Genomic DNA, 14998 nt, shown 5'->3' on the forward strand with positions numbered 1-14998 from the left:
CATTTATTAGTAGAGGTTAATCATGAGCAACTCGAAAAAAGTCGTTGTCATCACTGGCGCATCCCAAGGTCTCGGCGACGGCATGGTCAAGGCCTTCCGCGAACTCGGTTACCAGATCGTCGCGACCTCGCGCTCGATCAAACCATCCACCGATCCGGACATCCTCACCGTGGCCGGCGACATCGGCGAACCAGAGACTGCACAGCGCGTGATTCGTGAAGCGATCGCACGTTTCGGCCGTGTCGACACCCTGGTCAACAACGCCGGGATCTTCATCGCCAAGCCGTTCACTGCGTACACCGCTGAAGACTACGCCAATGTGTTGTCGGTGAACGTCAACGGCTTCTTCTATATCACTCAACTGGCCATCGCCGAGATGGAAAAACAAGGCAGCGGCCACATCGTCAACATCACCACCAGCCTGGTGGACCACGCGATTGATGGCGTGCCTTCAGTATTGGCTTCGCTGACCAAAGGCGGTCTGAATGCGGCGACCCGTTCCCTGGCCATCGAATACGCCAAGCGCGGCATTCGGGTGAACGCGGTATCGCCTGGCATCATCAAGACCCCGATGCACGGCGAAGAAACCCACGCCGCTCTGGGCGCTTTGCACCCGGTCGGGCACATGGGCGAGATCGATGACATTTCCCAGGCTGTCGTGTACCTGGACAGCGCCAAGTTTGTTACCGGCGAAATCCTCCACGTTGACGGCGGTCAGAGCGCGGGTCACTAAGACCTGGCTTTTCCAGACGGCAGAAACAACAAAGCCCTCGTATTTCTACGAGGGCTTTGTTTTGTATGGTGCGGCACCAGGAATCGAAAAAAGTAATTAAAATGATATTTTTCAAAGACTTACAAAATAATTTGTTCCTGGGGTATCTCCATTCGTATCCTTTCCGATTCTCTGTCGGTAAATCCTAGGAAAGAGAAGTGAGGATTGAGCACTCACCTGAAGCGTAGTGGGAGCTCTCTAGGAACCGTGCTACGTGAAGCGAGACGCCCTGAGTGTGCACAGTTAGGCCAGCTGTACCTTAAAGAGGCTTCCGTATAGGATGGCATTTTGATGTCTAAAAGGAGCTTTGTTCATGGATGTAATTATGCAGCACGTGTCCGAAATTCTAAGTTTTGTAGCCGGAGCGGCGGGCGGCGCAGCCGTAACCTTCAGGTTTACAAGGAACAGCGTAAAAAATGGAGGGATTATTACCGATCAAAGTAAGGCTCGGGCTGGGGGAGATGTCGTCGGCAGAGATAAAATAACCAGAAACAACTAATTCTGGGTAAGTTGCAATGGTTAATTTTCCAGCTGTTGTTAATCAAAAAGGCGCATCTGCGGGTCTTGATCTTGTAGGGCGTGACAAGATAACTAACTAGACCGTATTGCCTGCCAAGGCAGCTACCAAAATTGAATTGCTGCTCGAAAAGCTGACTAAAGAGATCGACTCAAATGAACGGGTTAGAGATACTTTAGATAGCCTAAGTCGGTTTCACAAAAAGCGTACTATAGATGGGATTGACGGATTAGAGGCCAAGCTTAAAGCAGGGGGTAGGGAGTATGAAACGTTTGACGCTTTAGAGAAGAAAGAGCTTTTCTCGAAACTACTTGAGCGGTATTCGCATTACGCGTCGGCGCAAGAGATATTGGCTTGTCTATTGGCAAGGGTTGAATATAACTTTCAAAGTTTTGTCTATCCGCAGGTCGATGGGTTGTCGATAGTCGAGATTAATGAATTAGTCGATGCTAGGATTATTGAGCCAACTATTACTGACTGTGGTGTCGGGGTTTTATCCATGGATCACAGTGTGGCAATGGGTATGGTGTATTGGCTGGCGGAGCAGTGCTACGTGCGGTGGCATAAATGATCCAGATTACCTTCCAGGCGGCTTTCGACCCATTCCATGCTTTGTTTAGGTTTTTTCGAATTATTGAAATTACCAAAGGATTAGATTCTCTAACCGTAGATCAAGTTCGTATTTTGGATTTCTATCTGCTTTACCCCTTCCGCTCTGGAGAGATAAAGCTATTTTCCAAGCATCGGAAATACAAGCGTGTGGCGAGTGATTTTAATCATCTCAAACCATACGGTGAACTGCCTGATTCATTTGTGTTGTTTGGTCGGATGCAAAGTATTCAAGTTGCGGCGCTTGATACATTAGTTGCTTATGGGTATTTAGATGCCTCAGCGTATGGCCATAAAGAAATAAAGCCAACTGGAAAGATGGCGCCGCCAGAAGTACTTGCTCGTATTAATGAATTAAATGTCGAGCAGTCAATTTTAGTTGAGTTGGTCAAGGTGCTTGCATCTGACTACTCCATCTATGGGCGCGATGGACTGAAAGCCAGAACAGGATTGCTGGAGTATCGATATGACACAGTTTGAACCGGTGCTAATAGTCAGGCGCCTCATTGTCGTAAAAGGGGCTAAGCCTGTATATGACGAGCGACTTCACCCTGGGGTTAACGTAATTCGAGGGGAGAATGCATCAGGAAAGTCTACCATACTTAATTTTATATACTATGGATTAGGTGGGGATCTCACGGATTGGAGCACTGCTGCGCTTCTTTGCAGTCGTGTCTATTTAGAGGTCGAGCTTAATGGTATGGTTGTTACTTTGGCTAGGGATATATCCAAAACGGCTGGCTCTCCGATGGATATATTTAGTGGCGCATATGAACTATCTTTAAAGCAGCCGGCTAATGCATGGAATAGATATCCGTACCGTCGCTCATTAACGACCGAAAGTTTTTCTCAAGCGCTGTTCAGATTACTCGGAATGCCTGATGTTTCTCTGGAGGTTTCAGGCAACATTACGATGCATCAGGTTCTGCGTTTGCTTTACGCTGATCAGTTGAGCCCTGTTGATGAAATCTTTAGGTTTGAGCAGTTTGAGCAAAAAGACACTAGGGATACAATTGGCAGGTTGCTCTGTGGGGCATATACGAACGAGCTGTATGAGAATACTCAAAGCCTAAAGTCTTTGAAAAAAGAGTTTGATAAGATCGATGCTCAATTACGAAGTTTGTTCGTTGTGCTGGGAAAGGCAGAGCAAGAAGTAGCGACCACAGATTGGCTTTCGGCTGAGCGCGAAGAACTGTTAAAGCAGAAACGTCAAGTAGAGCAAGAAACTGATGCCCTCGAAAGAAAGATGGCTTCTATTTCTTCTGATCCTATTAGCATGAAGGAACAGGCTGAGTGTTACGACTTTGTTAAGAGAAAGCAAGTTGAGATAGCTAAAACTAAGCAAGCAATTCACTCTCTGGTTCTCGATATTGCTGACTCGGATGCGTTTGTTAATGGTCTTAAAGAAAAAGTAAACAACCTCCGAGACTCTGCGGTTGTAGCCAGGAATCTAGAAGAAATTAAGTTTCATTCATGCCCTGCGTGCTTCAGTATCTTAGATAGTGAGGAAGATGCTCTAACTTATGCGTGCCATTTATGTAAGACTCCGTATGATTCGGAGCAGGTTGCAGCTCGGATAGCGGGGCTTGTGAATGAATCTGCAGTACAGATAAAGCAGTCAGAAGTGCTTCAAGGTCGACGCAGAGAGAAATTGCTAAAGTTGGAGGAAGACTTAGAGTCTCTTGGCAAGGAATGGAAATCTTCAGCACAAAAACTGTCTTCCATGCTTGGGCGGCCCTCTACAGAGAATCAGCAACTCTTAAGAGAGTTACAGCGTAAGCTAGGCTACATTGATCGAATGGTTGAAGACTTTGATCAGAAGTCTAAGATGGCCGGAGTCATTTCAAGCCTTTCGCAACGAAAAACAGAATTGCAGTTAAGGATTACTTCACTTGACGAAGAAAATCTAGGTTTAAGGCGTGCGCAGCAGGATAGGTTAAATCGTGCATATTTATTGATTTCAGAGGAAGTAAAGCATTTGCTTCATAATGATCTTCGTAGGCAAGATTCTTTTGAAAATGCTAAGGGTCTTAGTTTTTCGTTTGAGAAAAATCGCTTAACAGTCGATGGTGAAAGTTATTTTTCTGCAAGTTCGCGAGCGATATTGAAGAGCAGTTTTTTTGCTGGATTCACTGCTGCTGCAAGTGAGGAAGAGTTTTTCAGGCATCCAAGATTTTGCATGATTGATACGCTGGAGAACATGGGGGTAGAAGAGGTTAGAAGTCAGAATTTTCAGCGTTTGCTAGTTAATCGCTCCGCCAAGCTTAAGGCCAGGCATCAAATAATTTATGCAACTGCTATGATTGATCCAGAATTGAATAACGCGTCCTACACCGTTGGCCGCTATTCCACTAGGGATGAACCTACTATTGAGCTGTGGAAATAAATGGTCTGACTGTGGCTCTCTCTGCTCTGGTGCATGTTCATATGGAAAGAGAGCCTGGAGCGTGCGGGTGCAGATAGATTTAGATTTTACATGGATGGTATTCTGGTGAGGTGGTTATGCATGAGTGGTTTGAGTCTCGTATAAATGAAAAAAAATTAAATCCGAAATTTAAGTTTCTTCTCAATTTTCAATACACCTCTGAACGAGAGTTGTTAACATCTTGGATTGAGAGGTTTAAAATCAAGGATGGAGTTGATAAGACTATAAATCAGTTTCAGGAAACCTTTCATTCTGTATTTTGGGAGGTTTATTTAAATGAGGTTTTCTCAAGCCTAGGCTACAAAACAGACGAAAATGTGGTGTCGCCAGATTTTTGCTTGCTTGTTAATGAGGGGAAAATTTACATTGAAGCAGTGGTCTCAAATGTTGCCGATTCAGAACCGAAAGAAGCAGAGAGAACATTAGATGATGTATATGGTGATAATGATCACTATAAAATTTTGGATGAATCAATAGTAAGGCTTTATAACTCGTTTATTCAAAAGCATACTGAGTACGTAAAAAATTACTCAAATACACCATGTGTTAAGGAGTCACCATTCGTTTTGGCGATAGGTGACTATGCGCAAATTAATTATGGCCAATCATTTTACTATCCGCTACTGGCCCTGCTCTACGGTGCATACTACGATAAAGATGATATAAGGGAAGATCTACTGATTCTCGGTGAAGATGACTTTGGGAAGGAGTATAAGTATCTTGAAAGTCATATAAAGAAAAATGGGGCTAAGTTAAAAGTTGGTCTTTTTGATTCGTCGGAATACTCTCATATTTCAGCCGTCATATATAGTTGCACTACTACTTTGGGTAAGCTATCGAGCTTGTCTGAGGATCATGTGCCTCTGGAAAAGTTTATTGTATTGACGCGACAGTTAGAAAGTATGGAGTATGATATTAGTAGGTATAGTAAGCAGCAGCCAGATGAAAATTTATACGATGGAATATTTGTTTTTCATAATCCGCACGCAGCGAAAAAACTGCCAGAAGAATTTATGGCTATAGCTGGAGTTACTCATGTTAGCTTTGATGAAAGCTCTGAGGTTGTTATTAGTTTGCAACATGATAGAAAACGTGGCGTACTTAAACGTAGGCAAGTGTCAATGAAGGGAGTGGAAGACCAGTTTGTAAAAAATTTTCACGACCTAGTGCCTATGCTTGTCAAGCGACGCTGAGCATGCTGTTGAAGCAAATGTCGCAATTGGGTGGTTTCCTTTCCGCTAACAATACTTTCGCAGAAAAGGGGACGGATTTATTTTTTCATTTATCAGAAAAATAAATCCGTCCCCTTTTCTCCTTCTTTTCTCCTTTTCTCTCTTTACTACTTCATGTATCGAATACCGGTAGCGAATACCGTTTACTTTCCCCTGCCGCGAGCAACACTGGCAGGAAGCACGAAAAGAAATTGCGCAAGCGCCGTAGCGAACTCAATTGCCTTTCTGGCATCTGCATCATTTGGCAGTGCTGCCTCTTCATCAGCGTGCCTTTGGTCGTTTGCATCTAGCCTAATCTCGTGCGCCCAGGCCGCCATCTCTTCCGTGATGAGCTGATTCGCTGCGGCGAGCTTGATGCGTCCGTAAAGGTTGCCGTCTTTCAATCCTTTTTGTTTCAACATCGCGTCTACCGATGAACCGGTCAGCATGACCGCTCCCGCCGGCGCATAAATGCTAGCTATCGCCTGCTCTAGGAACATTCGTGCCCGATCAGGGATCGATTCATGGACGGTTTGAGAGGAGGGCCACCACTGATCTATATCGCCATAGATCACGCCTTCGCGGCCCTGCCCGATGGCCGGGGCCACTGCTAGCGTTATTCCACCGCAGATCGAACATTGATAATTGCCCCAGCGCCGCTTGGCACTCAGACTGTCATTATTGTTCTCGAAACCGTAGTGCAACTTCAGATGAGGTTTAGCCACGTTGCAATGAGGGCATCGAGCCAGTGGCAGACTGCTTCCGTGCTTCATATAGGGCTCATCCGTCTGAGTACGATGCTTGTTACGTCGCTTGTTACGTATTGCAGATAAACGAAAGGCCCGCATTGCTGCGAGCCTTTGTTTTGTATGGTGCCGGCACCAGGAATCGAACCCGGGACCTACTGATTACAAGTCAGTTGCTCTACCATCTGAGCTATACCGGCATGTCAGGGCGACGATTATAGCGATTGGGAAGGTTCTGTAAACCCCTGAATTCAGACTATTTTTGCGCGGGCCTCTGTCGAGGTCTTCCGACGCACGTTGGTTGTTATGGCGTGGTGCAAAACGAGGTGTCAGAGCTGCTCTTAGCTGTTGCAGATCCGTCGCTGTTGCAGCGGTTATGTCTTTTGATCCAACGCTTATGCACAACGGGATTTGCGCTTCACCCGGTTAACAGTATTTTTGTGGATCCGTTCTCATTAGCTCGCAAATGCCTGTTTTTCTGGTTTTTTATTCAATGTATGAAATTTGTGCAGTGCCGTATCAAGGCTGAAACAGCTGTAAAGATTGGATCCATGAATATTTCATCAACAGAGTTATCCACAGGCTGTGAGGCGTTAAGGACGCTCCGCCAGCAGAAGGATGTTACGCGGTGTGAGCGAGGTTCCGCAGAAGGTACCGAGGCGAACGGTGTATTCCTGTTCTTGTAGGAACAGTGCCCGATCCAGCACCAGCCAAAGCTCCAGCGGGCGTCGGAAAAGTCCGCGCAGAAGCTCTAGATTGCGGACTTGGGCAAGGCGCTGCCACCCGGCGGCTTCGACTGCGGGCCAGTTATGGGCACCGATTGTGGATAACTCTTTGAGGTCGGCCAGGTGTTGGCAGTATTCGGCAAAGGGTTTTTCCAGCCAGGCGCTGGGCAGGGATGGGGTCGGCAGGTACTCGTCAACGCCGCGCAGTTGCCTTTGCAACAAGTCGAAGCCCAGGCGTCGAGCCATCGATGTGTCGCGCTGGCGTCGCACGCGAGCGCCGGCGGTGACGGTTTCACTCATCGGCAGCCCCAGATCGTCGAGGGACAGCTGTAGGTCAGAGCGTTGCGCGGCCGAGGACATTGGCGAATACCGGGCCAGGCTGGTCCGGTTGTAGCAGCAAGGGGCGATGGCCAGTTGCTTGCAGCCGGCTGCGCTGGCGAGCCGGATAAGTCGCACATGCAAATCGCCGCAGGCATGCAGTGCGACGGGTGTGTGTCGAGCTTTCAATAGCGCAGCCGCATCGGCCGCCAGTACGTCCTGTTCGACATGCAGCGCATGCAGTCGATGCCGCTGGCTGAGTGCCTGGCCGCTGGCAACCAGCGCTGGATCGTATTCCAGGCAGGTCAGTTGCTGTCCGGTTTGTAGCAGGCGTCGGCCCAGGTGTCCCTTGCCCGAGCACCAGTCCAGCCAATGCCGGGCGCTATCAGCAAACTCTAGTCGGCAGGCGAAGGCTTCGATTTGCTGCCACTTGCGCCCCGGCACATCCACATTCAATCGATGAGCTGGCGCTTGGAGCGCCTGTGCGGGCAATTCATCCAGCGCACTCAGCGCAAGGGACATGGATGCCAACGAAGCAAAAGGCTGCGGCGCATCCACAAGGGCAGGGTGGTTGTGAGCGCTTTCCGCCTCTTCCAGCGACCGCCCGCGTAGCCAGGCGGCCAGTTCGGGATAGGTGGTTTCCCAGGGCAGCTGCAGATGAGTGAAGGGTCGCGGTTTCCACAGCGCCTGATGCGCTGTCAGAAAAGTGTCCAGCGCGGTGAAACGGGCGAGCAGTTCCTCGCCCGTCAGCACCCGAGGATCAACGCCCTTGACAGGCATCGACGCGCAACCAGCGCTCCAGCAGCTTGAAGCCGCGTACCAGCACATAGGCCATCAACAGATAGAACATACCGGCGGCGAAGAAGATCTCCACTGGCAGGTAGGTCCGGGCGATGATGGTGCGGGCCATGCCGGTCAGTTCCAGCAGGGTCACGGTGCTGGCCAGGGCGCTGGCCTTGAGCATCAGGATCACTTCGTTACTGTAGGCCGGCAGGCCGATACGCGCCGCGCGGGGCAGGATGATGTAGATCAGCGCCTTGGCTTTCGACATGCCCAGCGCCCGTGCCGCTTCGATTTCACCCGGTGGAATCGCCTGGATCGCGCCGCGCAGAATTTCAGCGATGTAGGCGGCAGTGTGCAGGGTCATGGTCGCCGTGGCGCACCAGAACGGATCGCGCAGGTAGGGCCACATCGAGCTGTTACGGATTGCGTCGAACTGCGCCAGCCCGTAATAGACCAGGAACAGTTGAACCAGCAACGGTGTACCGCGGAAAAAGAAGATGTAGCCGTAGGGAAACGCCCGCACCCACCACAGGCGCGACGAGCGCGCGATCCCCAGCGGAATCGCCAGCAACAGGCCGGCGATCACGGCGATGGCAACCAGTTCCAGGGTCAGGGTTGCGCCCTGGGCCAGTTTCGGCAGCCACTTGATGATGACTTCCCAGTTCATTGGGTGCTCCTCGCGAAGCCGCGAGCGGCGCGTTTTTCCAGGAAGTGCATGCCGGTCATGGCCAGAATCGTCAGACTCAAATACATGAACGCAGCGACCATATAGAAGGTGAACGGTTGCTTGGACACGGTCACGCCGATTTGCGCGTGACGCATGATTTCTTCCAGGCCGATCACCGACACCAGCGCGGTGTCTTTCATCAGGATCATGAACAGGTTGCCCAGGCCCGGCAGGGCGATGCGCCACATCTGCGGCATGATCAAGCGGGTGAAGATGCGCCATTTCGACAGGCCCAGGGCCACGCCGGCCTCACGATGGCCTTTGGGTATGGCGAGGATCGCGCCGCGAAACACTTCCGTGGCGTAGGCGCCAAAGCACAGGCCCAGGGCAATCACGCCCGCAGCGAAGGCATTGAGCTCAAGGTCGGGGTTACCGAAAAACTCGCCCAGGGCGCGCATCAGGTTAACCGTGCCGAAGTAGATCAACAACACCCAGAGCAGTTCCGGGATGCCGCGAACCAGTGTCGAATAAGTGCCGCCAAGCCATTGCAACGGCTTGTACGGGGAAGTCTTGGCCAAGGCGCCGAGCAGACCGAGCACCAGCCCCAGGCACAGGGCCGAGAGTGCCAGTTTCACAGTCATCAGCGCGCCAGCGGCGAGCGCCGGGCCGAATCCGTAGAGGTCGATAATCATGGATTTCTTTTCAAATCGCGGCAGGCAATACCGTGAACCGGCGCCATCAGGCGCCGGTCAGGCAGGTCAGGATCAATAGATGCTGAACGGGAAGTACTTGTCGTTGATCTTCTTGTAGGTGCCGTCGGCAACGATTTCTTTGAGCGCCGCGTTCAGCTTCTCGCGGATCGGGTCGTTTTTACGCACAGCAATACCGATCTTGTCGCTTTCTTCCACCGGGTCGCCTTTGAACTCGTAGGATTTGCCTGCGTCGCTCTTGAGCCACTCGTAGTTGACGTACTTGTCGGCCAGGATGCCGTCCAGGCGACCGGAAGTCAGGTCGAGGTAAGCGTTTTCCTGGGTGTCGTAGAGTTTGATTTCAACGCCTTCCATGTTGTCTTCCAGCCAGGTACCCGCCAGCGTCGCGCGCTGTGCGCCGATCACTTTGCCCTGCAGGGAAGCCTTGTCGGTTTTGAAGTCGACGTCTTTCTTGGCGATGAATTGCAGCTTGTTGGAGTAGTACGGGTCGGTGAAGTCCACCGCTTGCTTGCGCTCCTCGGTGATCGACATCGAGGAGATCAGGAAGTCGAACTTCTTGGCGTTCAGGGCCGGGATGATACCGTCCCAGTCGGAGGTCACGACGGTGCACTCGACTTTCATCTTGGCGCACAGGGCGTCGCCGATTTCCTTGTCGAAGCCGACGACATTGCCACTGGCATCTTTATTGTTAAACGGCGGGTAGGCCGCTTCGATGCCCATCTTCAGGGTTTCGGCCATGGCACCGGCGCTGAACGCCAGGGTGACGGCGGCGGCCAGGAAGACCTTCTTGTAATTGCGCATGTGGTTAGCTCCGTTAGCGGTTGCTGGACATGAATTGTTTGCAGCGCGCCGAAAGCGGGTTGTCAAACACCTGCTGTGGCGATCCTTGCTCTTCTACCAGGCCCTGGTGGAGGAACACCACTTCGCTGGAGACCTGACGGGCAAAGCCCATCTCATGGGTGACCAGCAGCATGGTGCGGCCTTCTTCGGCCAGTGCGCGGATGACATTAAGTACTTCCTGGACCATTTCCGGGTCAAGCGCGGAGGTGGGCTCGTCGAACAGGATGACCTTGGGATGCATGGCCAGGGTGCGGGCGATGGCCGCGCGTTGTTGCTGGCCGCCGGACAATTGCGCCGGGTAGGCGTGGCGCTTGTCGGCGATGCCGACCTTGGCCAGCAGGGCTTCGGCGACTTCGATGGCTTCGGCCTTGCTCTGGCCGAGCACGCGGCGCGGGGCCTCGATGATGTTGTCGAGCACGCTCATGTGCGGCCACAGGTTAAAGTTTTGAAACACAAAACCGATTTCGCTGCGCAGGCGGTTGATCTGCTTGCCGTCGGCAGCGACCAGCTCGCCGTTCTTCGCGGCCTTGAGCTTGAGTTCTTCGCCGGCCACCAGGATTTGGCCCTGGTGCGGGTTTTCAAGCAGGTTGATGCAACGCAGGAACGTGGACTTGCCGGAGCCGGAGGAGCCGAGGATCGAGATCACATCGCCGTCGCGGGCGGTCAGCGAGATGCCTTTGAGCACCTCCAGCGAGCCGTAGCGTTTGTGCAAGTTGCGGATTTCAAGCGCGGGCGTGGCCTCAGCCATGTGCGTTCCTCATTGTGTATTCGCTCCTGCTGTTGGTGGCCTTCCTGGCGAAGCGGCCAAGCTAGCATAGCGTTTCAAGGGCAGCCAACAGCGCTACGGGCAGTAAACGGGTGGCATGTGGCAGGTTGTCGCATTGGCACAGCAGACTGTCGCCCCATCAACAACCGAACAGCCGTTTGAACCCTGCTTTCAGATAAAAGCGCGGTGGCTGTCGCGTAAAAAAGGGCGCGATGTTGCCAGCTTTGGCGGGGGGTTGGAAGCGCTAACGGGCCAAAGGTGGCGGATCTGCCCTTTTATCGTGCGTCGAGGGATTTTTGGGTGTGTTTCCTGTGCGCTGGCTCGTTCATAAAGTGTGTCGCAGGGTAACGTTCTGGCAAAGTGCTATTAATATCAATGGCTTGCGATGACTGTCCGGTCGGGGCGAAATTCCCGAGTTAGAGGGTTTTGAAATATTTTGGCGCAAATATTGCGTGCAGATTCCGGAACGCCCCGTTTGTTTCTTTTTACAAGAAGGAACGCAGACGGGATGCATGCATTCGCTTTTCCTTACAAAGGTAGTTTCAATGAGCAGTACCCAAAGCTCTAACGGCCTCGAACAGGGGCTCAAACCACGGCATGTCACCATGCTGTCGATCGCCGGGGTTATCGGCGCCGGCCTGTTCGTTGGCTCGGGCCACGCCATCGCGGCAGCAGGCCCGGCCGTGCTCTTGGCTTACGCCGCCGCCGGCATGCTGGTGGTATTGGTGATGCGCATGCTCGGTGAAATGGCTGTTGCCTCGCCGGACACTGGCTCCTTCTCGACCTACGCCGATCGCGCGATCGGTCACTGGGCCGGCTTCACCATCGGCTGGCTGTACTGGTGGTTCTGGGTGCTCGTCATCCCTTTGGAAGCCAACGCCGCCGCAACCATCCTGCATGCCTGGTTCCCTGGCGTGGACATCTGGGCCTTCGCCCTGGTGATCACGATGCTGCTGACCGTGACCAACCTGTTCAGCGTGAAGAACTACGGTGAGTTCGAGTTCTGGTTTGCCCTGCTCAAGGTTGTGGCGATCATTGGTTTCATTGTGCTCGGCGTTCTGGCGATCTTCGGCTTCCTGCCCAACAGCCAGGTCAGCGGCGTTTCGCACCTGTTCGACACCCAAGGCTTCCTGCCAAACGGCATGGGCGCGGTGCTGGGTGCCATCCTGACTACCATGTTCTCCTTCATGGGCACCGAGATCGTGACCATCGCGGCCGCGGAATCGAAGAACCCTGGCAAGCAAATCTCCAAGGCCACCAACTCGGTCATCTGGCGGATCGGCTTGTTCTACCTCGTATCGATCTTCATCGTTGTGGCGCTGGTGCCATGGAACGACCCGATTCTGGCCAGCGTCGGTTCCTACCAGACCGTTCTTGATCGCATGGGCATCCCGAACGCCAAGATGATCGTCGACATCGTGGTACTGGTTGCCGTGACCAGCTGCCTGAACTCGGCGCTCTATACGTCGTCGCGCATGTTGTTCTCCCTGGGCAAGCGCGGTGATGCGCCAGCCGTTTCCACCCGCACCAACAAAAGTGGCACGCCATACTGGGCGGTGATGCTGTCCACAGGCGCAGCGTTCCTGGCAACGTTCGCCAACTACGTGGCCCCGGCTGCGGTGTTCGAATTCCTGCTGGCCAGCTCCGGCGCCATCGCGCTGCTGGTGTACCTGGTGATTGCGATCTCGCAACTGCGCATGCGCAAACAGCGTATGGCTCGCGGTGAGAAAATCGTGTTCAGCATGTGGTTGTTCCCGGGCCTGACCTATGCGGTGATCGCGTTCATCGTCGCGGCCCTGACCATCATGCTGTTCCAGGATGCTCATCGCGTGGAGATCCTCGCGACTGGCCTGCTGGCCCTTCTGGTCGTCGCTGCCGGCTTGCTGGTAGCACGTCGTCGCAAACTGGAGAAGCGTGGCGCGGTAGTGCTGAACTGACCCATACCGCATAATGCAAAACGGCCGCTGTCAGTGATGACAAGCGGCCGTTTTTGTTTGAGTCGTAACCTTTACTCGGCTTTTTCTTCCGGCGCTTCCAGCGACTCGCGGTAGACATCCAGTGCAGCGCTGAAATCGGTGATGAACTGTGGCTCGCTCAGCCATGCCTGGGCGGCGTCGCGGTCCATGCCGTCGGCCCACATGCGGTAGTCGATCAACATATCGGCTGCCAGGTGGGTGGCGGCCATGCCTTCGTCGTCGGCGTTTTCCATGTCCAGCAATTCTGGATGATCGATGATGATAAAGGCGAGATTCGTCAGCAGCACTGAGAGCATTTCGCTGCGGTTGACGGCTTCCGCATCGCGCATTTTGCTGAACATTGCCAGGGTGTATTCCGGGATCGGCTCGCCGATTTCGCCCAAGTCATCGTCCATTGCGGCGGGTTTTCTGCCGTGGATATTGATTTGCTTGGCTTTGGCTTTGGCGCGCTTGGCGCGTTTCTGTTGTTTGTTCAGGGAGGCCATGGGAACTCAGTTGGGTTTCTGTTGGGTTTGCGCAGCAATAGCGTCGGACGCCGCCACGTAGTCAGCCTGGAAGGCTGGTGATTCAATCCACGCCAAAGCACCGGCTTCGTCGGTTTCGGTGGACCATTGGCGATATTCGATCAGTGCGGCGAGGATAAAGTCCGTCGCGCCTTCTTCGCCTTCCTGCTCGTACACCAGTTCCAGCAGCGGGTCTTCGAGGAACGCTGTGCACATGGCTTGTTGGCTGATCTTCTCGGCGTCGATCATTTTCTTGAACAATTCGGTCAGGTCCACTGACTCGAAGTCGATGCGGTCGTCGTTCGGGTCCAGCTCCACCGGCGCGGCGGCTCGTTGAGTGCGGTTCTGCTTGGCCTTGGCCTTGGCGCGGGAGGCGCGTTTGTGCTGCTTGTTGGCGGAGGCCATGGGCGTCGTTCCGTATTTCGTTGAAAAGGGCTGGTGGCTCAATTGCGTGGCACAGTGCGCCCGGGTGTGTCGGGGGGCAGCTCGCCGTTTTGCAGCCAGGACAGTGCAATGGGCCATAGTGTGGCTTGGTATGCGCTGCGAAAAAAGGCGAAATGTCCAACTTCTTGTTCGCCGATGTCTTCGGGGGTAATGCGCAGGTGGGTGTTGGTGCTGCCGGTGAAGTAGCCGAGCAGGCGTTCGATGGCCGGGACTGTGCCGTAGGGATCGTCGCTGATGCTGATCGCCAGGGTTTTCGCGGTCACGGCAGCGAAGTTCCTGACATGGCTGCCCTGGCCGCTGGGGCGCTTCTCGTAACGAGCGGTGAGCGTGCTCCAGTCGTGGACGACACCGGCTGGCGTGTCTTCCAGCCAGCCGAGGCGTTTGCCGGGAAAGTAGCCGCAAAGCATCGTCACCAACGGCATCACCACATGCCACTTGGCAAACATGCGCCAGCGATGAGCGGGCTCATAGTCGCGCCAGTAAGCGAATTGCGCACCGACGGTCACCAGGCGACGGATGAGCTGTCCGGATACTCCCAGGCCCGCTGCACAGCCTCCAAAGCTGTGGGCAACGACATCGATGGGCTGGCCGGGGAATTCGCGCTGAGCGCGCTTGAGCATCGCTTCGAAGTCCAAAGCCCCCCAGTCAGACCATGACGCCTTCATTCCTTTAATCGATGCCGGGCGCGACTCGCCGATTCCGCGATAGTCATAGGTGATTACATCGAAGCCGTTGGCATACAGGTAATCAGCGAAGCGCCAGTAGTGTCGGCAGCGGACCGATGTGGCGGCGTTGATGATGACGACTGCTCGGGAAGTGTCCTGCCCCGCATGCCGCCAGGTGAAGCCGCCGAGGATGAAACCGTCGGCGGCAGGTTGCTTGAACGGTTCGCCCGAAGTGCCAGCCGTCAGCGGCAGCTCGATTTGAGTAGGGGCGAGTGAGGGCGTGTCCTGCAAATTCATCGGCGTCGGACCTTTGCGGGTAGC

Annotated in this window: 16 protein-coding genes and 1 tRNA gene; 7 read left to right on the forward strand and 10 right to left on the reverse strand. The window is 53.4% G+C overall.

Annotated features, from left to right (window positions below):
- Positions 1–22: 22 nt before the first annotated feature.
- The 6 genes from ACA058_RS01340 to ACA058_RS01365 all read left to right on the forward strand — a co-directional run bounded on the left by ACA058_RS01340 (position 23) and on the right by ACA058_RS01365 (position 5516).
- Positions 23–733 (forward strand): SDR family NAD(P)-dependent oxidoreductase, encoded by a 711-nt coding sequence (locus ACA058_RS01340; protein WP_497637499.1) that lies wholly within the window; start codon positions 23–25, stop codon positions 731–733.
- Between the two features lie 352 nt (positions 734–1085).
- Complete coding sequence (locus ACA058_RS01345; RefSeq protein WP_497637500.1) at positions 1086–1271, forward strand: hypothetical protein; 186 nt, start codon at positions 1086–1088, stop codon at positions 1269–1271.
- A 106-nt stretch (positions 1272–1377) separates the two neighbouring features.
- Positions 1378–1860 (forward strand): ABC-three component system protein, encoded by a 483-nt coding sequence (locus ACA058_RS01350; RefSeq protein ID WP_497637501.1) that lies wholly within the window; start codon positions 1378–1380, stop codon positions 1858–1860.
- Positions 1857–2378, forward strand: coding sequence for an ABC-three component system middle component 5 (locus ACA058_RS01355; protein ID WP_497637502.1), 522 nt, complete (start codon positions 1857–1859; stop codon positions 2376–2378). Before ACA058_RS01350 ends, ACA058_RS01355 begins: the two co-directional genes overlap by 4 nt.
- Entirely contained in the window at positions 2365–4284 is a 1920-nt protein-coding gene (locus tag ACA058_RS01360; RefSeq protein WP_497637503.1) for an AAA family ATPase, read from the forward strand. Before ACA058_RS01355 ends, ACA058_RS01360 begins: the two co-directional genes overlap by 14 nt.
- Before the next feature lie 116 nt (positions 4285–4400).
- Complete coding sequence (locus tag ACA058_RS01365) at positions 4401–5516, forward strand: hypothetical protein (RefSeq protein WP_497637504.1); 1116 nt, start codon at positions 4401–4403, stop codon at positions 5514–5516.
- 182 nt (positions 5517–5698) lie between these two features.
- Here the strand turns inward: ACA058_RS01365 and ACA058_RS01370 are convergent, their stop codons facing one another.
- The 7 genes from ACA058_RS01370 to ACA058_RS01400 form a co-directional block, all read right to left on the reverse strand.
- Complete coding sequence (locus ACA058_RS01370; protein ID WP_497637505.1) at positions 5699–6382, reverse strand: DUF4145 domain-containing protein; 684 nt, start codon at positions 6380–6382, stop codon at positions 5699–5701.
- Between the two features lie 22 nt (positions 6383–6404).
- A tRNA-Thr gene (locus tag ACA058_RS01375) sits at positions 6405–6480 on the reverse strand.
- A 393-nt stretch (positions 6481–6873) separates the two neighbouring features.
- On the reverse strand, positions 6874–8103 hold the full coding sequence (locus ACA058_RS01380) for a methyltransferase (RefSeq protein ID WP_497637506.1): 1230 nt from the start codon (positions 8101–8103) through the stop codon (positions 6874–6876).
- The gene (locus ACA058_RS01385) at positions 8084–8773 is read right to left on the reverse strand and encodes an ABC transporter permease (RefSeq protein ID WP_497637507.1); all 690 of its coding nucleotides are present in this window, start codon (positions 8771–8773) and stop codon (positions 8084–8086) included. The genes ACA058_RS01380 and ACA058_RS01385 overlap by 20 nt, the downstream gene beginning before the upstream one ends.
- Positions 8770–9465 (reverse strand): ABC transporter permease, encoded by a 696-nt coding sequence (locus ACA058_RS01390; protein WP_008058481.1) that lies wholly within the window; start codon positions 9463–9465, stop codon positions 8770–8772. Before ACA058_RS01390 ends, ACA058_RS01385 begins: the two co-directional genes overlap by 4 nt.
- A gap of 72 nt (positions 9466–9537) precedes the next feature.
- A complete protein-coding gene (locus ACA058_RS01395; protein WP_497637508.1) occupies positions 9538–10284 on the reverse strand; it encodes an ABC transporter substrate-binding protein in 747 nt (248 codons plus the stop codon).
- Between the two features lie 13 nt (positions 10285–10297).
- Positions 10298–11071: an ABC transporter ATP-binding protein gene (locus tag ACA058_RS01400; RefSeq protein WP_497637509.1), complete on the reverse strand. Its 774-nt coding sequence runs from the start codon at positions 11069–11071 to the stop codon at positions 10298–10300.
- A gap of 563 nt (positions 11072–11634) precedes the next feature.
- On the opposite strand from ACA058_RS01400, the gene gabP reads away from it, so the two are divergent.
- A complete protein-coding gene (gabP, locus tag ACA058_RS01405) occupies positions 11635–13026 on the forward strand; it encodes a GABA permease (RefSeq protein WP_497637510.1) in 1392 nt (463 codons plus the stop codon).
- A gap of 71 nt (positions 13027–13097) precedes the next feature.
- On the opposite strand, the gene ACA058_RS01410 is transcribed toward gabP, so the two are convergent.
- From ACA058_RS01410 to ACA058_RS01420, 3 genes are read right to left on the reverse strand one after another with little or no spacing between them, the layout of a single operon-like run.
- Positions 13098–13550, reverse strand: coding sequence for a hypothetical protein (locus ACA058_RS01410; RefSeq protein WP_497637511.1), 453 nt, complete (start codon positions 13548–13550; stop codon positions 13098–13100).
- A 6-nt stretch (positions 13551–13556) separates the two neighbouring features.
- Entirely contained in the window at positions 13557–13973 is a 417-nt protein-coding gene (locus ACA058_RS01415; RefSeq protein WP_497637512.1) for a hypothetical protein, read from the reverse strand.
- A 38-nt stretch (positions 13974–14011) separates the two neighbouring features.
- Complete coding sequence (locus ACA058_RS01420) at positions 14012–14974, reverse strand: alpha/beta hydrolase family protein (protein ID WP_497639844.1); 963 nt, start codon at positions 14972–14974, stop codon at positions 14012–14014.
- Positions 14975–14998 lie beyond the last annotated feature (24 nt).

This window comes from Pseudomonas sp. LBUM1649 (assembly GCF_059716155.1).